Below are 19629 nucleotides of genomic sequence, written 5' to 3'. Positions count from 1 at the left end.
CCATGGGTGCTCACCGGTGGGCGAGGCTTTCGCGCTGGATGGCGTACAGGTCGGCGTAGCGCCCGGGGCGGGCGAGCAGCTCGTCGTGGGTGCCCTGCTGGACGATGCGGCCGCGGTCCAGCACGACGATCAGGTCGGCCATCCGCACGGTGGGGAAACGGTGGGTGATCAGCAGGGTGACGGCGGCTCCCCGGGCGGCGCGGCGGGCGGCCTGGGCGTAGCGGGCGAAGACGGCCCTCTCCGCGGGCGCGTCCAGGGACGCGGTCGGCTCGTCCAGCACCAGCAGCAGCGGCCCGGCTCGCATCGAGGCCCTGGCCAGGGCCAGCTTCTGCCACTGGCCGCCGGACAGCTCGACGCCGGCGGCGAAGGTGCCGCCCAGCTCGGAGTCCAGGCCGCGGGGCAGGCCCGCGACCAGCTCCGTGCCGCCCGCCTGCTCCAGTGCCCTCGCCACGGCGGCCCGGTCCGTCAGGCGGGGCAGGTCGCCGATGCCGACGGTCTCCGCGGCGGTCAGCTCGAAGCGCACCAGGTCCTGGAACACCGCGCTGATCCTGGCCCGCCAGCGTTCCGGGGGGAGTTTGTGCAGCGGTGTGCCGTCCAGCAGGATCTCGCCCCGGTCGGGCCGGTAGAGGCCGCAGAGCAGCTTGGCCAGGGTGGTCTTGCCGGAGCCGTGCGCTCCAACCAGCGCCACGGTGGCTCCGGCCGGCAGGTGCAGGCTGACGTCGCGCAGGACCGGCCGGTCCGTGCCCGGATAGGCGAAGGACACCTCCCGCAGGGTGATCCCGTCCCGAAGCCACTCAGGCGGCTCGTACGGCGCAGGCCCGCACCGCGCAGGCTCGGGGCCCGTGGGGTCGGGGCCCGTGGGGTCGGGGCCCGTGGGGTCGGGGCCCGTGGGGTCGGGGCCCGTGGGCTCGGGGCCCGTGGGCTCGGGGCCCGTGGGGTCGGGGCCCGTGGGGTCGGGTCTCCGGGCCGGGGTGCGGGGCGGGGCGGAGGTTCGGGTGCGGGCGTAGGTGCGGAGCCAGGCCAGGCGGGTGGCGGCGCGCAGGCCCGCGGCGACCGAGCCGAGGTGGAAGGCCAGCCGGGAGGCCTGGGTGACGAACTGCACGCCGACCGTGGCCACCAGCACGACGTCCCCCGCCGTGGCGAGCCCCCGCCGGGCCAGCCAGGCCGTGCAGCCGAGCGTGGCCACGTATCCGGTGATGAACACCGCGCCCCCGCAGAACGTACGCAGCGCCGCGCGCGTCCTGGCCCGCGACAGCCCGGCCGACACCTCCTCCCAGCGGTCCCCGGCCATCGATTCCAGCGCCGGGGCGGCGCCGCAGAGCCGTACCTCCTTGGCCGTCTCGGGGGCGGTGACGGACTCGGACAGGTGCTGCTCCAGCCGGGTGGCCTCAGCGGTGCGTTCGGTCGCGGCGTCGATGCGGGCGGCGGCCCCGCGGCGTACCAGCAGCGAGGGCAGCACGGCCACGCCCAGCAGCAGCGGGAGCAGCGGATGGACGGCGGCCAGCAGCGCCACCCCGACGGCGATCTGCACGCCGTGCTCCACTGCCAGGGCGACCGCCCAGACCGCGAAGTACAGCTGCCGGCTCTGTTCGCGCAGCACCTGCAGCTTGTCCAGGTAGGCGGGCCGCTCCAGGTGCTCGACGGTGGGCACGCCGGAGGTCAGGGTGAGGATCTCCTCCTGCACGGCCAGGCCCATCCGCTCGGCGAGCTCCTGCATCAGGGCCAGCTCGGCGCGGCCGAGGGCCACCCCGGCGGCCAGCGCGGCCCCCGCGGCCACGCCCCACCCCGCGCCGGACGCGGCCGCACCCGCGGTGGCGGCGTCGGTCAGCTCGCGGAGCAGGATGCCGACCAGCCCATGACTGACGGCGCCCAGGACCAGGAAGGCCGCCAGGGCGAGGCCGGCTCGCCGGTCGGTCCGCCAGGCCAGCGCCAGCAGCGTACGGAGCGTGCCCCACGCCGTCATCGGGCGCCGCCCAGGAGCAGGCCGGCCTGCATCCGGTACCAGCGCGCGTACCGGCCGTCCAGCGCCAGCAGCCCGGCGTGGCCGCCCTCCTCGGCGACGGCGCCGTCGTCGAGCACGACGATCCGATCGGCCCGGCGCACGGTGGCGAACCGGTGCGAGATGAGCACGAGGGTGCGGCCACGTGTGCGTTCGAGCAGCCGCTCGAACACCTCTCGCTCCGCCCGCGCGTCCAGATGGGCGGTGGGCTCGTCCACGACCAGCACCTGCCGCCCGGCGTTCAGCGCGTAGACGGCGCGGGCCAGCGCCACCTTCTGCCACTGCCCGCCGGACAGGTCGCGGCCGCCGGTGAAGGCGCGGGACAGCGGCGTGTCCAGCCCGTCGGGCAGACCGTCCAGCAGGTCCGTGGCGTCGACCGCCGTCAGGGCGGCCAGCACGTCGGCGTCCGTACCGTCGAAGGCGGGGTCCCCGAGCCGGATGTTGTCACGCAGCGGCAGCGGATAGCGCGCGAAGTCCTGGAACACCACGGCGGCATCCGGGATCGGGACGACACGGCCCTCCTGCGCCGGGTACAGGCCCGTGAGCAGCTTGGCCAGCGTGGTCTTGCCCGCGCCGTTCAGCCCGACGACGGCCAGCCGCTCGCCTGGCCGGATCCGCAGGTCCAGCCCCTTGAGCACCGGCGCCGTGCCGTTGGGGTAGGTGAAGCTCACCCGCTCCAGGCAAGCGCCGGTGAACGCCGTACCGGACGGGACGGCGAGTGGTACAGCGGGCGGTACGGAGGGCAGGACGGCGGGGGCGGGCCGCAGGAGCCGCAGGGTCGCCTCGTACGGCCTCGTCCCGTAGGCGATCTCGAACATCTGGAAGCTGCCCGCCCCGTAGGCGAAGACCAGCAGCGCCGCCAGCACGCACTGGGCCAGCGCGCCTGCCCCCAGGGCCCCGGCGGCCGTCAGCCAGGCCAGCGTCGCGAGCACACCGGCCGCGCCCAGCAGCTGCAGCCCCAGGATCCACCCGTAGCCGAGCACCGCCCGGCGACGGCCCCGCGCCCGCGGGGCCACGAAGGCCCGCATCGCCGCCGCGTACCGCCCGATGAAGAAGGCCTCCAGGCCGAAGACGCGCAGCTCCTTCGCGGCGCCCGGCCCACCGGCCACCTCCGCCAGATAGTCGGCCCGGCGCCGGAGCAGAGCCTGGCCGGGGCTGTCGGCCAGCGTCTCCACCCCGCCGGGACCCACCAGCATCGAGGTGATCCGCCGGTTCTGCGCGATCGCCGGCGCCAGCGCGAACGGCGCCAGCCACCACACGTGCGCGGCCAGCACCACCGCGCCCAGCAGCGCCGAGGCCAGCCGGCCGGCCTCACCGGCCCAGGCCACCGCCGCCGCCCCCGCCGTCCTGCCGCGGTGGCCGGCCAGCGCCAGCCGTATGTCGGCCTGCACCTCGGCGCTCTCCAGCCAGGCCAGCGGCATGGCGGACACCGCGGCGCGGACGCGGGAACGCAGCACGCCGTCGATCCGCCGGGCCGCCGCCGCCCCGGCCGGCTCACGCAGCGCCGTGCAGAGCTCCTGGGCCAGCAGCACGGCCAGCAGGGCGGCCGGCGGCCAGAGCCCTCCGTGGGAGATCAGCGCGCCGAGCGGCAGCGTGCCGAGCGGCCCCAGCACCGCCGCCCCGGCGGTGAGGATCCCCAGCGGGAGCAGGCGGCGGACGCCCGCGAGCGGCAGCAGTGCGGCGGCCCTCACAACAATCCAATGTGAACACATTGCTTTGTCATCCCGACGACCGTAACCGCGCTACGCTGGAGTCGTCAATCCAATGCGATCACATCGAAAAGAGAAGCCGGTGGACAGGCGCACCCGCGGCCCCGGAGCCCAGCACGAGCTGCGGCGCGAGCAGATCGCCGACGCCGTCCTGACGATCGTCGCCGAGCGCGGGCTGGCCGCGGTGTCGCTGTCCGAGGTGGCCGCCCAGGCCGGCATCTCACCCGGCCGCGTGCAGCACTACTTCCCGGCCAAACAGCAGCTCATCGAGGCCGCCTTCGACCGCGGGAACGAGCTGAGCAGCGCCCGCATCCGCCTGCGGGTCGGCGGCGACCCCGGCTCGGCCGCCCCCCGCACCGTGCTCACCACCGTGCTCACCGAGCTCATCCCGTACGACGACGCCACCCGGGCCCACATGCGCGTGCGCCAGTCGTTCCACGCGCTGGCCTTCGCCGACGAGGCCATCGCGGCCCGGCTGCGCGCCCTCTACGCCGATTTCCACCGGCAGCTCGCCGGTCTCCTCAGCGCGGACCAGCGGGCCGGGCGCGCCGTCGCCGACGACCCCCGCGAGGCCGTGCTCTCCCTCACGGCCCTGGCCGAAGGGCTCGCCGCGTACGTGCTCATCGACCTGACCCCGGCGGCGACGGCGCGCGAACGCCTGCTACGCGCCGTCGCCGCCCTCTACACGGACCTCTGAACGAACATGTGAACCGGCGCCTCTGAATCGGTCCCCGAACGAACCTCTGCACGGACTCCGGGCGGGCGTCAGTGGTCGTCCATGAGGGCCAGGTAGCCGTCCTCCAGCGTCGGCTCGGCCGGGCGGGCGCCCGGGTGCGGCGGGGCGGGCGCCACGACGCGGTAGCGCGTACCCGTCCCCTCCGGCAACGCCGACACCACCCGCCCCTCCCCCGGCGCGTCGCGTCGCCCGCCGGGTTCACTCCAGGAAGAACTTCGCCAGCGCGCCGGAGACCGCGGCGGGGTCGTTCTCCATCGGGATGTGACCCGCGCCCGGGATCCGGACCAGCGTCGTCGCGGGCATCTCGGCCGCGAAGCGCTCGGCGTGACGCACCTCCTGGAAGGTGTCGTCCTCGCCCCAGACCAGCAGCTTCGGCGTCCGGTCCGCCTGGAGCGCGGGGACGAGGCCGAGGGTGTAGCGGCTGTCGGCCGCTCCGGCGAGCGCCATCCACGACCGGCAGACGCGCAGGTCGCGCCAGGGGTCGAGATAGTCGGCCAGCTCGGGCTCCGTCGCGGGGCGGGCCAGCGCGGTGGTGACGGCCGTACGGCGGGCGGCCAGCAGCTCCTCCGTCGTCGTGGCGGCCACCACGGCCGGGTCCCGGTAACGGGCCACGCCCGGCACCGGCCAGGAGTCGTACGTGACCGAGTTGACCAGCGCCAGCCGCCGCACCGCCGGCCCGTCGCCGCCGGCCAGCAGGTGCTGGGCCACCGCGCCGCCGATGTCGTGCCCGGCCACCGCCAACGGCTCGTCCGTCAGAGCGGCGGCGAACCGCCGCACCCACCCGGCCAGCGCCGGAACGGCGGCCGTCGCCAGGGTCAGCTCACCCTCCGACCGCCCCAGGCCCGGCAGGTCCACCGCGACGGGCCGCAGCCCGGCCGCGGCCAGGTCGTCGAGCACCGGCAGCCAGACCCTGCTCCAGTACGTGCCGTGCAGCAGCAGCACCAGCGGGCCCCGCGTACCGGCAGTGAGATAGCTCGTCTTGAGCCCGTCGACGTCGATCGTCATGCGTGAAGACATGGCATAACCATCGTGATCTGATCAGGCCGTGTCAAATACCAACTAGGGTATGCCGGTATGACATTGGCGCAGCTCCGGGTACTCCTCGCGGTGGCCGAGCACGGCGGATTCACCGCCGCCGCCGACCACACCGGCATGTCGCAGCCCGCCGTCAGCCGCGCGATCGCGACGCTGGAACGTGAGCTCGGCGCGGCGTTGTTCGTCCGGCACCGCGACCACATCGCGCTCACCGAGGCCGGCCGCCGCGCGCTCGACCGGGCCCGCGAGACGCTGCGGCACTTCGACCTCATCCGCCCCGACGTGGCGGCCGCCGCCGGGGAGATCACCGGCGAGCTGCGCCTGGCCAGCCTCCCCAGCGCGACGGGGACGCTCATCGCGCGGCTGCTGCGCGCGTTCACCGACCGCTATCCGCAGGTACGGGTGCGCCTGTTCGAGGGCGTCGACGACGACATCCGCGCCTGGCTGCACCGCGGGGCCGCCGAGGTCGGCGTCGTCACCCTGCCCCCCGCCGCCGGGCAGGTCCCGGACCTGCACACCGTCCCGCTCAGCACCCACGACATGGTGGCCGTGCTCCCGTCCGGCCATCCGCTCGCCGGCCGGGAGACCGTCCACCTCGCAGACCTGGAGGGACAGCCCTTCATCCTGACCACCGCGGGCTGCCGGCCGCTGATCATGACGGCGTCCGGCGCGGCCGGGGTGGAGCTCGACGTCGCCTTCGAGGCCAGTGGCCCCGCCGCCATCCTGGAGATGGTGGCCGCGGGGCTGGGGGTCAGCATCGTGCCGACCCTGGGCCTGCCCGCCGACCTGGGCAACGCCGTGACCCGGCCGATCCTGCCGAAGATGACCCGGTCGCTGGCGCTGGCCGTCTCGTCGCAGGCGGATTGCGGCCCGGCCGCCCGTGCCTTCCTGGACCAGGCCGCCGCCTTTACGTTGTAGATTTCTCGGCCAGCGGCTGGGCGGCGGGGGCCTCCGTACGCAGGGGCACCTCCCGTACGAACCAGGCGGCGGCGAAGGCGAGGACCGCCAGGACCGCGGCCCCGATCAGCACGCCCCGCAGCCCGCCGCTGACCGCCTCGCCGACGACGGCGCGCACGGCGGCCGGCAGCGTGGACACCGACTCCGGCGTGAGCCCGCCGCCGCCCGCCAGCCGCGCCGCCTCCTCCGCGCCGAGCCCGGCGGCCATGCCCGACTCCATCCGGCCGGTGTACACGGCGCCGAGCAGGGCGATCCCGAGCGAGCCCCCGATGGTGCGCAGCAGCGTCACGGTCCCGCTGGCCGCGCCCAGGTCGCGGGGCTCGGCGCTGTTCAGCGTGAGCAGCAGCGTGCTCTGCATGAGCAGCCCGATGCCCACCCCCGCGACCACCGTGAGCGCCGAGGCAAGAGCCGCGCTCGTACTGGTGTCCAGCCAGGTCAGCAGCAGGACGCCGGCCACGAGCAGGGCGCCGCCCAGTATCGGGTAGACGCGGTAGCGGCCGTTCGCGCTGATGAGGCGGCCGGTGAGGAGCTGCGCCGCGAGCATGCCGAACATCAGGGGCAGCAGCAGCATGCCGCTGGCCGTCGGCGACAGGCCCTGGGCGAACTGCATGTACTGCGGCAGGTACGCCGTCACGGCCATCATGACCGCGCCCACCAGGAAGCTGACGACCTGCGCGAGCGTGAAGTTGCGGTCACCGAACAGCCGGGGCGGGATGATCGGCTCCACGGCCCGCCGCTCGACGCGCACGAAGGCGGCCAGGCTGACGATCGAGAGCGCCCCCAGGGCGAGGATCTGCGGCGACGTCCACGCGTACGTGCCGCCGCCCCAGCTCGCCAGCAGCGTCAGCGCCAGGATGCCGGTGGTCAGCAGGGCCGCCCCGGGGTAGTCGATCCTGGCCTTGATCCGCTCGCCGACCGGTTTGATCGCCAGACCCACGATCAGCAGGGCGACGGCGCCGACCGGCACGTTCACGTAGAACGTCCAGCGCCAGCTCAGCTGGTCGGTGAGCAGGCCGCCGAGCAGCGGGCCGCCGACGAACGCGACCGGCATCATGGCGCCGACCATCGACTGCACCTTGCCGCCGTCGCGGGGCGGCACGAGCATGCCGATGATCGACAGCGCGCCGACCATCAGCCCGCCCGCCCCGAGCCCCTGCACCGCGCGGAACGCGATGAGCTGGCCGATGTCCTGCGACAGCCCGGCGAGCATGGACCCGGCCAGGAAGATCGCGATCGAGGACATGAACGTGCCCTTGCGGCCGTACAGGTCGCCCAGTTTGCCCCAGATGGGAGTGGTGGCCGCGGCGGCGAGCAGGTACGCGGTCACGACCCAGGACAGCAGGCTCAGCCCGCCGAGCTCGCCGGTGATCGTGGGCAGCGCGGTGCCCACGATGAGCCCGTCCAGCATGGCCAGGAACATGCCGAGCATCAGCCCGAACACGCCCGCGTACATCGACCTGTTCATGGTCAGGCCCCGTAGGGCCGGGCGGCCCTGGCCGTGCGCAGCGCGCGGCCCCACCAGGCGAGCTGGTCGAGCATGGCCTTGGCCGCCGCGTCGCCGCCGGGGTTCTCGGTGGTGCCGTCGGGCCGGATCTGGGCCCAGGGCGCCTGCAGCCCCACCGCGTCGCGCATGGTGACGGCGTGCAGCTCGGCGAAGACCAGGCGCAGCTGCTCGACCGCGCGCAGCCCGGCCGAGAAGCCGCCGTAGGCGACGAACCCGACCGGCTTGGCGTTCCACTCGCGGTTGTGCCAGTCGATGGCGTTCTTCAGCGGCGCGGGGAAGCTGTGGTTGTACTCCGGCGTCACGATGACGAACGCGTCCGCCGCCGCGAGCCTCGGCGACACGGCCGACAGCAGCGCCACGGCCTCCTCCGAGGCGGGCGGCTGCCCGAGGACCGGGAACACGGTCGGCAACGGGGTCTCCACCAGGTCGATGACGTCGGTGGTCATGTCCTGGCGCCCGTCCAGATGGCCGCGGATCCAGGTCGCCACGGCCGGGCCGAACCGGCCTTCCCTGGTGCTTCCGAGCAGGACGGCGACGTGCAAGGGGGTCTCCACGATGGAACCTTTCCTTCATGTGTACAACGTATCTACGCTGAGACAACGTACACACCGATGTGTACGTTGTCTACTCCTGATACCTTGTACACGACGTAGGCGGAAGAAGGGTGATCATGGCTGCTCAGAAGGACGAAGCCTCGCTGTGGGAGCGGCTCGAACGTCCCGCGCCCGCGCCGCGCCAGACCCTGTCGCCGCAGCGGATCGCCACCGTGGCCGTCGCGGTCGCGGACGCCGAGGGGCTCGACGCCGTCACCATGCGGCGGCTGGCCACCGAGCTGAGCGTGGCCCCGATGGCCGCCTACCGCCATCTGTCGGGCAAGGACGACCTGCTGGAGCTGATGCTCGACCACGTCTACCGCGAGCTGGAGCTGCCCGGGGAGTCGGCGGGCTGGCGGGAGACGCTGCGCGAGATCGCCGTGCGCACGCGCGAGCTGATGCACAGGCATCCCTGGCTCGCGCAGCTCCCGCCGAGCGCGGTGCTCGCGCTCACGCCGAGCCGCACCGCGGTGGCCGAACGCTCGCTGCGGGCCTTGAGCGAGCTGGGGCTGGACGCCGACACGGCGATGGCCGTCGCCACCACGGTCAGCTCCTACACGCACGGGGCCGTCAGCTCCGAGATCGCGATGCGGCTGCTCATGGCCGGGCAGGGGTGGTCGGACGAGCAGCAGGTGTACAAGAGCCGGGCTCCCCAGCTCACCTACCTGCTCGACTCCGGCCGCTTTCCGATGCTGAAGCGCTACATCTACGAGGGCGTCCACAAGAACGACCCGGTGTGGCAGTTCGAGACCGGGCTCGACTACGTCCTCGACGGGATCGCCTCGCGGCTCTTTCCCCAATAGATTGCGGCGGACGTGTCGATCCGTCCCCCGCTCGTTCGACGCGTCATCGAGACCCGCAGGATCTGCGGGAACGAAAGGGAGACGGCTTCGATGAAGTTCATGATCGTGGGTAAGGCCAGCGCGGAGACCGAGGCGGGGGAGCTGCCCAGCCAGCAGGTCGTCGACGATATGCACGCCTACAACGAGTCGCTGGTCAAGGCGGGGGTGCTGCTGGCCGGTGAGGGGCTCTACCCGAGCTCAGAGGGCGTCCAGATCGCCTACAGCGGGGGCAAGGCGACCGTGATCGACGGGCCGTTCGCCGAGGCCAAGGAGCTCATCGCCGGGTTCTGGCTGATCCAGGTGAAGTCGCGGGAGGAGGCCATCGAGTGGGCCCTGCGCCTTCCGGTGCCGCCGGGGCATGACGGGATCGGGCTGGACGTGTGGCGGGTGTTCGACGCTTCGGACGTACCGGACGACTCGCTGCCGGCGCAGGAGCGCGAACGCGAGGAGGAGATGCGCCGGCGGCTCGTCGGCGACGACACGCCGGCCTGACCGGAGCGCGACGCCCGCGGGTCGCCGGCGTGACCGGACGGCGGGGACGCGCCTGGCGCAGGGCGGGTTGCGGTCGCGGGGCGCGGCTGGTCTCATGGGCCGGTGATGGCATCTTCCGACACGCATCGCGCGATCGAAGCGGTATGGCGGATCGAGGCGGCCCGGCTCATCGCCGGGCTCGCCCGTCTGGTGCGCGACGTCGGCCTGGCCGAGGAGCTGGCCCAGGACGCGCTGGTCGCCGCACTGGAGCAGTGGCCGGAGTCCGGTGTCCCGCGCAATCCGGGCGCATGGCTGATGACCGTGTCGAAGCGCCGCGCCGTCGACCTGATCCGCAGGAACGAACGCCTCGAACGCAACCTGATCGAGCTGGGCCACCGCCTCGACACGGAGGAGGAGCCGCCGGAGGTCGACGAGATCGAGGACGACCTGCTGCGGCTGGTGTTCACCGCCTGCCATCCGGCGCTGTCGGTGGAGGCGCGGGTGGCGATGACGCTGCGGGTGCTCGGCGGCCTGGCCACGGACGAGATCGCGCGCGCGTTCCTGGTGCCGGAGCCCACGGTCGCGCAGCGCATCGTGCGCGCCAAGCGCACCCTGGCCGACAAGCAGGTCCCGTTCGAGGTCCCGCAGGGCGCCGAGCTGGCCGGACGGCTGGCCTCCGTGCTGGAGGTCATCTACCTGATCTTCAACGAGGGCTACTCGGCGACCGCGGGGGACGACTGGATGCGGCCCGCCCTGTGCGAGGACGCGTTGCGGCTGGGGCGCGTGCTGGCGGGCCTGATGCCCAAGGAGCCCGAGGTGCACGGCCTGGTCGCGCTCATGGAGATCCAGGCCTCCCGCTCGGCCGCCCGGGTCGGCCCTTCGGGCGAGCCCATCCTGCTCCTGGAGCAGGACCGAGCCCGCTGGGACCGCCTGCTCATCGGCCGCGGGCTGGCCGCCCTGGAGCGGGCGGAGGAGCTCGGGGGCGCGCACGGCCCGTACGCCCTGCAGGCCGCCATCGCCGCCTGCCACGCCCGCGCCGTCAGCCCCGGGGACACCGACTGGGTACGCATCGCGGGCCTGTACGAGGCGCTGGCCAAGCTGTCGCGCTCCCCCGTGGTCGAGCTCAACCGCGCGGTCGCCCTCGCCATGGCCTACGGACCCGCCGTGGGGCTCGGCCTGCTGGACCAGATCGCGGACGAGCCGTCGCTCAGGGACTACCACCTGCTGCCGAGCGTACGGGGTGACCTGCTGTTCAAGCTGGGACGGATGGAGGAGGCGCGGGCGGAGTTCGGGCGGGCGGCCGCGATGACCCGCAACGCACGCGAGCGCGCCCTCCTGGAGGAACGCGCCGCCGCCTGCTGACCGGCGCCCTGCCGGCCTGCCTGCCGACCGGCCACCCGCCACCCGGCGGCCGGCCGCCGTGCCCGCCGTCACCCCCTGCGACGGCGGGCGGGCGGTCATGGCCGGCCGACGCTCAGGTACGTGAAGCCGAGCGCCCGCATTCCGGCAGGTTCGAGCAGGTTTCGCCCGTCGAAGAGCACCGGCCGCCGCATCACCGAAGCGGCCCGCGCCCAGTCGACCTCCTTGAGCTGCGGCCACTCCGTGACCACGATCGCCGCGTCGGCGCCGTCCATGGCCAGCTCGGGGGTGTCGTAGCGCGTGGTCGAGGACCACGGCTCGACGTCGGCCGGGCGGCCCATCGGATCCCAGCAGCGGACCTCGGCCCCCTCCGCCAGCAGCCGGGCGGCCAGAACCGTGCTCGGCGCCTCCCGCATGTCGTCCGTGCCCGGCTTGAACGTCAGCCCGAGCAGCGCCACCCGCGCGCCGGCCAGCGTGCCGAGCTCGTCCTTGAGCTTCTGGACGGCCCTGCGCTTCTGCAGGTTGTTGACCTCGATCACGGCCGACAGGAGCTGCAGGTGGTAGCCGGTGTTGTTGGCGAGCTGCCGCAGCGCCTCGGAGTCCTTCGGGAAGCACGAGCCGCCCCAGCCGATGCCGGGACGGAGGAAGTGGCTCCCCAGCCGGTGGTCCAGCCCGACCGCGTGGGCGACCTCCTCGACGTCGGCGCCGGTCTTCTCGCACAGGGTGGCGATCTCGTTGATGAAGCTGATCTTCGTGGCCAGCAGGGCGTTCGAGGCGAGCTTCACCATCTCGGCGGAGCGCACGTCCATCACGACGATCGGCCCGTCCACGCCCTCGTGCAGGTCCGAGATCAGCGCGGCGGTGGCCTCGTCGGACGCGCCGACCACGATGCGGTCGGGGTGCATGAAGTCGTTGACCGCCGTGCCCTCTGCGGTGAACTCGGGGTTGGAGGCGTAGCCGACGTGCGCGAGACCGGCGGCGTCCAGCGCGGAGCGCACGCGGCTGCCGGTGCCCACCGGCACGGTCGACTTCACCGCGACCGCACGCAGGTGCGCCGCGCCTTCCAGCGACTTCACCACGGCCCAGACCCGCGAGAGGTCGGCGTCGCCGGACGCGGACGGCGGGGTGTCCACGCACACGTACGCGACCTCCGCACCGTCCAGTGCCTCGTCGAGGTCGAGGGTGAACGTCAGCCGCTCCTTGTTGCGCACGATCATGTCGCCCAGGCCCGGCTCGTAGATCGGCACCTCGCCGGAGCGCAGCAGCCTGATCTTCTCCGGGGCGATGTCCCGGATCGCCACCTGGTGCCCGAGCTCGGCCAGGCAGGCACCGGTCACCAGCCCGATATATCCGGCACCGAACACAGCGACCCGCCGTCGCGGCATGCCAACCATGGACCATCCATTCTCACGCGGCCTGACCGCGAGTCGGACCGCCGCCTGATGAAGTGAGTGCCGAAGCACGTGAAGGATGCCCACCTTAACCCGCATCGCCCTGCCCTCTGGCGCGCAAGGTCACCCTTCGGCATCGCCCCAGGCCGGCGGCCCGCTCTCGGCGGCCGGGCCCCATACCGCGCGCACGCCCTCGCGCGCCCGGGCGTACCCCATGCCGCGCGGGGTGCCGCTCCGCACCCGTGCGGGGCCCGTGACAAGGGGCGCAACCGGGAGAAAGACCCCAGCGTGCGGGTGACATGCCCTTGATGCGACACAAAAGATGTCTCTTGTGGTGGGAGCGCTCCCAATCAGGTCTTTGAGAGGTATACACCTCAAAATCCCCTTTCACGGGGGCAAATCGCACCATTGGTAACGGTTGCGTTTCGGTGGATTGACGTGCAGACCCGCTAAGTGCACCCTTTGTGGGAGCGCTCCCAAAGACTCCCACCGCGGCGGAGCGCGTGCCGCGGTGCACCTCCCCACCATTCACCCGAGAAGGGGTCCACCTATGATGATCAGCAAGCGTCGCGGCGGTCTTGCCGCGGCCTCGGCCCTGGCCGCGGCGGCGCTGACCGTCGCCTCGTGCGGTTCCGGCAGTACGCCCGAATCGTCCAGCGCTCCTGCTTCCTCGGCCGCGGCCGAGCCGGTCACCATCCGCGTGCAGACCTTCGGCGGCGGCACCAACTTCGGCTACAAGAACGCCATCACGAAGTGGAACGCGGAACACAAGGACATTCAGATCAAGGAGGAGCACCTCACCGACCAGTTCGAGCAGCAGTACTGGCCGCAGATGATCCAGTGGCTGCAGGCCGGCAACGGCGCGGGCGACGTGGTCGGCATCGACGAGGGCGGCATGGGCCTGGCCAAGGCGCATCCCGAATGGTGGGCCGACCTCAAGGAGCAGGGCCTTGAGTCCCGCAAGGCGGACTTCCCGGCATGGAAGTGGGAGAACGGCCTGGCGGCCGACGGCAAGCTGTTCGGCCTCGGCACCGACATCGGCGGCATGAGCATCTGCTACCGGACCGACCTGTTCAAGAAGGCCGGGCTGCCGACGGACCGGGACAAGGTCAGCGCTCTCTGGCCGTCGTGGGACGAGTTCATGACGGTCGGCAAGACGTTCCAGTCGAAGGTGAAGGACAGCAAGTTCGCCGACGGCACCAACACGCTCTACCAGGTGGTCCTGTACCAGGAGGCGGCCAAGAACGGCAACGTCACCTACTTCGACAAGGACAACAACCTCATCGTCGACAAGAACCCGGCGGTGAAGTCGGGCTTCGACTTCGCGACGAAGATGAGCCAGCAGGGCCTGACCGCCAAGCTGCGCAACTTCACCGACGAGTGGGCGGCGGGCACCCAGAAGGGCGCGTTCGCCACGGTCGGCTGCCCGTCCTGGATGCTCGGCGTGGTCAGCGGCAACGCGGGCGACGGCGGCAAGGGCAAGTGGGACGTGGCCTCGGTGCCCGGCGGCGGCGGCAACTGGGGCGGCTCCTGGCTGGCCGTGCCCAAGCAGTCCAAGCACCCGAAGGAAGCGGCGATGGTGGCCGACTACCTGACCAACGCGCAGACCGAGGCGAGCATCTTCACCGACTTCGGCAACATGCCGAGCAACACGAAGTCGCAGGCCGACCCCGCCGTGCAGGGCGCGAAGAACGAGTTCTTCAACAACGCCCCCATCGGCGAGATCTTCGCCAAGTCCGCTTCGAGCCTCCAGCCGGTCTTCCTCGGCGTGAAGCACGCCCAGGTCAAGAACGCCATCGAGTCCGTCATCCAGGGCATGGACGACGGCTCGGTCCCCTATGACAAGGCCTGGCAGCAGCTGGTCGACGACGCGGTGAAGGCCGCGGGCTGACTCCCCCGCCCGGCCCGCCGCTAGCGGGCCGGGCTCGTTGCCGCTGAAAGGTCTGTTATGAGTCTCGACACCCTCCCGCGGGCGGTGCGCAACAACCACCGCCGTGATCGGCCGCCCGGCCGCCGCTGGCGTTCCAGACTGGACGTCAAGGCGATGCCGTACGCCCTGGTGTCCCCGTACTTCCTGCTGTTCGCCGCCTTCGGTCTCTTCCCGCTGGCCTTCACCCTGTACTACTCGCTCTACGACTACGACCTGGCCGGCACCACCGAGTGGGCCGGGCTCGGCAACTACGCCGCGCTGCTGGCCGACGAGGACTTCTGGAACGCCGTGACCAACACGGTGGGCATGTTCCTCCTGGCCACCGTCCCGCAGATGCTGCTCGCGCTGTTCCTGGCCAACGCCCTGAACAAGCGCTTCAAGTTCCGCCTGGCGATCCGGATGAGCGTGCTGCTGCCGCTGGTCACGTCGGTGGTCGCGGTCGCGGTGGTGTTCACGCAGCTCTACGCCCGCGACTGGGGCCTGGTCAACTGGATCCTGGGCTGGTTCGGCGTGGACTCGACGAACTGGCGGGCCGAGCGCGTGCCCTCGTGGATCGCGATCGCCACCATGGTCGACTGGCGCTGGACCGGCTACAACGCGATCATCTTCCTGGCCGGCATGCAGACGATCCCAAAGGATCTGTACGAGGCCGCGGCGATCGACGGCGCGTCCCGTCGCCGGCAGTTCTGGCAGATCACGCTGCCGATGCTGCGCCCGACCATGATCTTCGTGGTGCTCAACTCCACGATCGGCGGCCTGACGCTGTTCTCCGAGCCGACCACGTTCTACAACGGCAACGTCGACGGCGGGTCGCAGGGACAGTTCCAGACGGTGGCCATGTTCATCGTCAAGCAGGGCTTCCGCGAGTTCGACTACGGCTACGCCGCCGCGGCCGCCTGGCTGCTGTTCCTGCTCATCCTCATCGGAGCGGCCATCAACTTCCTGTTCGTGCGCAGGATCGGGGGCACGAAATGACCAACTGGTCACCGACCATCATCACCCGGGTCATGCTCGGCCTGGCCGTGCTGGTTTCGGCATTCCCGTTGTACTGGATGCTGGTCATCGCCTCGCGCACCAACGCGGACGCGGTGTCGGTCCCCCCGGCGTTCCTGCCGGGCGGCAACCTGGGCGACAACATCGTCGCGGTGCTGAACAACGAGGACGCGCACTTCCTGCTCGGCCTGACGAACTCGTTCATCGTGGCGACCGTCGTCACCGTCTCCGTCGTCATCATCTCGACGCTGGCCGGGTTCGCCTTCGCGAACCTGAACTTCAAGGGCCGCAACATCCTGCTGGTCCTCGTGCTGCTGACGATGGCGGTGCCGTTGCAGCAGATGGGCGTGGTGCCCCTCTACCGGCTCATGGTGAGCCTGGAGTGGACGGGCACGCTCACGGCGGTCATCCTCCCGTACCTGCTCAACGGGTTCGGGGTGTTCCTGATGACGCAGTACACGCGGCAGGCCGTGCCCATGGAGCTGGTCGAGGCCGCCCGGGTGGACGGCGCCGCCACGCTGCGGATCTGGTGGAACGTCGTGCTGCCCGCCGTACGGCCCGGCATGGCCGTGCTCGGCATCAACACCTTCATGCTCATGTGGAACGACTTCATGTGGCCGCTGATCGTGCTGACGCCCGACAACCCGACCGTGCAGATCGCGATCACCCAGCTCAACGCCCGGTTCTCCACGAACTACACGTTGATCTTCGCGGGAACGGCGTTGTCCATCATTCCGCTCATCGCAGTATTCGTCGCATTCGGCCGTCAGATTGTCGGCGGCCTCATGGAAGGTGCGGTCAAGGCGTGACGACACAAGAGGAACAGACGCGTTCCGGCCTGCGCTTCCCCCCTGGCTTCGCGTTCGGCGCGGCGACGTCGGCGTACCAGATCGAAGGAGCCGTCTCCGAGGACGGGCGCGGCGTCTCCATCTGGGACACCTTCACCAAGACCCCTGGCAGGGTCCTCAACGGCCACCACGGCGACGTGGCCATGGACCACTACCACCGGTACAAGGAAGACGTCGCCATCATGGCGGAGCTGGGCCTGACGGCCTACCGCTTCTCCGTCTCCTGGCCGCGCATCCAGCCGTCGGGCTCGGGCCAGATCAACCACAAGGGCCTGGACTTCTACAAGCGGCTCACGGACGAGCTGCGCCGGCACTCCATCGACCCCTGGCTGACCCTCTACCACTGGGACCTGCCCCAGGCGCTGGAGGACCAGGGCGGCTGGCCCAACCGTGACACGGCCTACCGCTTCGCCGACTACGCGGCGGCCGTGCACGACGCGCTGAGGGACCACGTGCACACCATCAGCACCGTCAACGAGCCATGGTGCGCCGCGTTCCTCGGCTACGCCTCGGGCGAGCACGCCCCGGGCAGGCGCGAGCCGCAGAACGCGATCAGGGGCGCGCACCACCTCAACCTGGCGCACGGCCTGGCCGTCCAGGCGATGGACGCCAGGCGGGTGGGCGGCTGCGTGAACCTGTACGCGATCACCCCCGCCACCGACAGCGCGGAGGACCTGGACGCGGCCCGCCGGATCGACGGTCTGCAGAACAGGTTCTTCCTCGACGCGCTGCTGACCGGGCGCTACCCGGAGGACGTGCTCAGCGACCTGCCGGTGGAGATGGACTTCGTCGAGCCCGGTGACATGAAGACCATCAACGCGCCCATCGACGTGCTGCTCGTCAACTACTACAGCCGCTTCACGGTCTCGGGAGCACCAGGCGGCAAGGCGTCGGCGGCGGCGGCCCCCACGGACTCGGCGTCGCCGTGGGTGGGCAGCGAGCACGTCTCGTTCGTCAACGGCGGCCGACCCGTCACCGCGATGGGCTGGGAGATCGACGAGGGTGGCCTGGTGGAGATCCTCGCCAGGGTGGCGCGGGACTACCCGGCCATCCCGATGGTGGTCTCGGAGAACGGCGCCGCCTTCGACGACGTGCTCGACGAGGGGCGGATCCACGACCGCGAGCGGCAGGCGTACGTCGAGGCGCACCTCGGCGCGTGCAAGGACGCCATCGAGGCGGGCGTGCCGCTCGAAGGCTATTTCGCCTGGTCACTCATGGACAACTTCGAGTGGGCGTGGGGTTACGGCAAGCGGTTCGGCCTGGTTCATGTCGACTTCGAGACCCAGGAACGGCTGCTGAAGGACAGCGCGCTCTGGTACTCGGAGATCATCCGGCAGAATAGGCGCCATGAACCGACCGACTCTTGAAGCAGTCGCAGCTCGGGCCGGTGTAGGCCGGGGCACGGTGTCGAGAGTCATCAACGGCTCGCCGAACGTCAGCGCCAGGGCCCGCGAGGCTGTCGAGCTGGCGATCCGCGAGCTGGGCTACGTGCCCAACCGTGCGGCGCGCGCACTCGTGACGCGCCGCACGGACACGGTGGCGCTGGTGGTGTCGGAGTCGCAGTTTCGCGTCTTCGACGAGCCGTACTTCGCGGGCACGATCCGCGGGATCGGCTCGGCCCTCGCGGAGACCGGCCTGCAGCTCATCCTGGCGATGGCGCGCTCGCCGGAGGAGCACGAGCGGCTCGAACACTACCTGACGGGGCAGCACGTCGACGGCGTGCTGCTGCTGTCCCTGCACGGCGCCGACCCGCTGCCGGGCAGACTCGAGGAGATGGGCGTGCCGACCGTGCTCGGCGGCCGGCCCGTCGGCCTCGACCCCTACAGCTACGTGGACATGGACAACAGGGCGGGCGCCCGGCAGGCGGTCAAGCATCTGATGGGCCTCGGCCGCACCGGGATCGCGGCGATCGCGGGGTCCCAGGACATGGGCGTGGGCGTGGACCGGTTGTCCGGCTACCGCGACGCGCTGCTGCCCTCGGGCCTGCCGGAGCTGGTGGCCTACGGTGACTTCTCGGAGCACAGCGGCGCGGCGGCGATGACCGAACTGCTGGCGGCGCACCCCGACCTCGACGCGGTCTTCGCCGCCTCCGACCCGATGGCGCTGGGCGCGATGCGCGTGCTCAAGGCCGCGGGCCGGGCGATACCCGGCGACGTGGCCGTGATCGGCTTCGACGACTCCAAGGCCGCCCTGCACGCCGAGCCGCCGCTGACCACCGTCCACCAGCCCACCGAGGCCATGGGCAGGCAGATGGCACAGCTGCTGGTGGCCCGCATCAACGGCGAGGAGCTGCGCCAGCCCGTCGTGATCCTCGACACCCACCTCGTGCGCAGAGAGACGGCTTGACCAGGCGTTACCCTGGTTTTGCCGTCCCCTGTGGCGGCCCCCGCAGCGCTCGAAGAAAGGACCTGCCGTGCCTCAGCTCGCCGCAGCCGGCTACACCGCGCAGATCAGCCGGCGCGGCGCCGCGCTCAGGATGCTCAGGCACGGCTCGCGTGACCTGGTCACCACCTGGCCGGAGGAGGGCCCGGTCCCCTACTACGCGGGGACGATCCTGGCCCCGTGGCCCAACCGGGTGGGCGGGGCGCGCTACACCTTCGGCGGGCAGATCCACGAGCTGCCGGTGAACGAGCCCGAGCGCGGCCACGCCCTGCACGGGCTGGTCTCCGGCGTCGACTGGGAGGTCGCCGAGCTGCTGTCGGCCGAGGACGACCACGCCTTCGCCCGGCTCACGCACGCGATCGCCCCGGCCGCCGGCTACCCGTTCTCGCTCGCGCTGCAGGTGCTGCACCGGCTCGACGCGGGCGGCCTGACCACCACGGTCACCGCCCGCAACACCGGCGACCGGGCGGCCCCCTACGGCTGCGGCCCGCATCCGTGGCTGCTCGGCGACGAGCTGCACCTGGCCGCCACCCAGGTCCTGGAGACCGACGAGCGGCTGCTGCCCGGGGCGCTGTCGGCCGTTCCCGGCTCGCGCTTCGACTTCGGCCGGCCGCGCGAGCTCGACGGCACCGTGATCGACCACGCCTTCACCGGGCTGGCCGGCGGCGAGGCCCGGGTGGGCGGGGTGCGCATGACGTGGGATCCCCGGGTGCTGCCGTGGGTGCAGGTCTGCACGAGCCGGCAGCTCGGCTACGAAGGGGTGGCGGTGGAGCCGATGACGTGCCCGCCCGACGCCTTCAACTCCGGCACCGACCTGGTCGTCCTGCGTCCGGGCGACGAGCACGTGGCAAGCTGGACGATCAGCGTCGCCTGACACCAG

18 protein-coding genes are annotated in these 19629 nt (G+C 72.0%); 11 read left to right on the top strand and 7 right to left on the bottom strand.

The features are described 5' to 3' along the window. Window positions 1-10: 10 nt before the first annotated feature. Entirely contained in the window at window positions 11-1963 is a 1953-nt protein-coding gene (locus tag ABEA43_RS14870; RefSeq protein ID WP_345562112.1) for an ABC transporter ATP-binding protein, read from the bottom strand. After that, on the bottom strand, window positions 1960-3690 hold the full coding sequence (locus ABEA43_RS14865) for an ABC transporter ATP-binding protein (RefSeq protein ID WP_345562110.1): 1731 nt from the start codon (window positions 3688-3690) through the stop codon (window positions 1960-1962). Before ABEA43_RS14865 ends, ABEA43_RS14870 begins: the two co-directional genes overlap by 4 nt. 100 nt (window positions 3691-3790) lie before the next feature. Between ABEA43_RS14865 and ABEA43_RS14860 the strand changes: the two genes are divergently transcribed. Next, window positions 3791-4405 (top strand): TetR/AcrR family transcriptional regulator, encoded by a 615-nt coding sequence (locus tag ABEA43_RS14860; protein WP_345562109.1) that lies wholly within the window; start codon window positions 3791-3793, stop codon window positions 4403-4405. 68 nt (window positions 4406-4473) lie between these two features. Here the strand turns inward: ABEA43_RS14860 and ABEA43_RS14855 are convergent, their stop codons facing one another. Then, window positions 4474-4605: a hypothetical protein gene (locus tag ABEA43_RS14855; protein WP_345562108.1), complete on the bottom strand. Its 132-nt coding sequence runs from the start codon at window positions 4603-4605 to the stop codon at window positions 4474-4476. Window positions 4606-4642: 37 nt separating this feature from the next. Beyond that, on the bottom strand, window positions 4643-5461 hold the full coding sequence (locus tag ABEA43_RS14850) for an alpha/beta fold hydrolase (RefSeq protein ID WP_345562106.1): 819 nt from the start codon (window positions 5459-5461) through the stop codon (window positions 4643-4645). 57 nt (window positions 5462-5518) lie between these two features. On the opposite strand from ABEA43_RS14850, the gene ABEA43_RS14845 reads away from it, so the two are divergent. Then, window positions 5519-6397, top strand: coding sequence for a LysR family transcriptional regulator (locus ABEA43_RS14845; RefSeq protein ID WP_345562104.1), 879 nt, complete (start codon window positions 5519-5521; stop codon window positions 6395-6397). On the opposite strand, the gene ABEA43_RS14840 is transcribed toward ABEA43_RS14845, so the two are convergent. After that, on the bottom strand, window positions 6387-7901 hold the full coding sequence (locus ABEA43_RS14840; RefSeq protein ID WP_345562102.1) for a DHA2 family efflux MFS transporter permease subunit: 1515 nt from the start codon (window positions 7899-7901) through the stop codon (window positions 6387-6389). The genes ABEA43_RS14845 and ABEA43_RS14840 overlap by 11 nt on opposite strands. 2 nt (window positions 7902-7903) lie before the next feature. Next, window positions 7904-8494 carry an NADPH-dependent FMN reductase gene (locus tag ABEA43_RS14835; protein WP_345562100.1) on the bottom strand — a complete coding sequence of 197 codons (591 nt, stop codon included), beginning with the start codon at window positions 8492-8494 and terminating at the stop codon, window positions 7904-7906. Window positions 8495-8610: 116 nt separating this feature from the next. On the opposite strand from ABEA43_RS14835, the gene ABEA43_RS14830 reads away from it, so the two are divergent. The 3 genes from ABEA43_RS14830 (at window position 8611) to ABEA43_RS14820 (ending at window position 11208) form a co-directional block, all read left to right on the top strand. After that, a complete protein-coding gene (locus tag ABEA43_RS14830) occupies window positions 8611-9336 on the top strand; it encodes a TetR/AcrR family transcriptional regulator (protein WP_345562098.1) in 726 nt (241 codons plus the stop codon). Window positions 9337-9426: 90 nt separating this feature from the next. Beyond that, entirely contained in the window at window positions 9427-9867 is a 441-nt protein-coding gene (locus ABEA43_RS14825; protein WP_345562097.1) for a YciI family protein, read from the top strand. A 105-nt stretch (window positions 9868-9972) separates the two neighbouring features. After that, entirely contained in the window at window positions 9973-11208 is a 1236-nt protein-coding gene (locus tag ABEA43_RS14820; protein WP_345562590.1) for an RNA polymerase sigma factor, read from the top strand. Between the two features lie 95 nt (window positions 11209-11303). Here ABEA43_RS14820 and ABEA43_RS14815 read toward each other — a convergent pair whose 3' ends face one another. Continuing rightward, a complete protein-coding gene (locus ABEA43_RS14815) occupies window positions 11304-12599 on the bottom strand; it encodes a UDP-glucose dehydrogenase family protein (protein ID WP_345562095.1) in 1296 nt (431 codons plus the stop codon). 547 nt (window positions 12600-13146) lie between these two features. On the opposite strand from ABEA43_RS14815, the gene ABEA43_RS14810 reads away from it, so the two are divergent. The 6 genes from ABEA43_RS14810 (at window position 13147) to ABEA43_RS14785 (ending at window position 19623) form a co-directional block, all read left to right on the top strand. Beyond that, complete coding sequence (locus ABEA43_RS14810) at window positions 13147-14487, top strand: ABC transporter substrate-binding protein (RefSeq protein ID WP_345562093.1); 1341 nt, start codon at window positions 13147-13149, stop codon at window positions 14485-14487. 57 nt (window positions 14488-14544) lie between these two features. Next, complete coding sequence (locus ABEA43_RS14805) at window positions 14545-15501, top strand: carbohydrate ABC transporter permease (protein ID WP_345562092.1); 957 nt, start codon at window positions 14545-14547, stop codon at window positions 15499-15501. Next, a complete protein-coding gene (locus ABEA43_RS14800) occupies window positions 15498-16328 on the top strand; it encodes a carbohydrate ABC transporter permease (protein WP_345562090.1) in 831 nt (276 codons plus the stop codon). Before ABEA43_RS14805 ends, ABEA43_RS14800 begins: the two co-directional genes overlap by 4 nt. After that, on the top strand, window positions 16325-17734 hold the full coding sequence (locus ABEA43_RS14795) for a GH1 family beta-glucosidase (RefSeq protein ID WP_345562088.1): 1410 nt from the start codon (window positions 16325-16327) through the stop codon (window positions 17732-17734). The genes ABEA43_RS14800 and ABEA43_RS14795 overlap by 4 nt, the downstream gene beginning before the upstream one ends. Further along, complete coding sequence (locus ABEA43_RS14790) at window positions 17715-18713, top strand: LacI family DNA-binding transcriptional regulator (protein ID WP_345562086.1); 999 nt, start codon at window positions 17715-17717, stop codon at window positions 18711-18713. The genes ABEA43_RS14795 and ABEA43_RS14790 overlap by 20 nt, the downstream gene beginning before the upstream one ends. 67 nt (window positions 18714-18780) lie before the next feature. Next, window positions 18781-19623: an aldose 1-epimerase family protein gene (locus ABEA43_RS14785; protein ID WP_345562084.1), complete on the top strand. Its 843-nt coding sequence runs from the start codon at window positions 18781-18783 to the stop codon at window positions 19621-19623. Window positions 19624-19629 lie beyond the last annotated feature (6 nt).

It is taken from the genome of Nonomuraea rosea, assembly GCF_039539705.1.
GTDB lineage: Bacteria > Actinomycetota > Actinomycetes > Streptosporangiales > Streptosporangiaceae > Nonomuraea > Nonomuraea rosea.
Note: the sequence above shows the minus strand (reverse complement) of the source record. Positions and strands in the feature narration are given on the sequence as shown.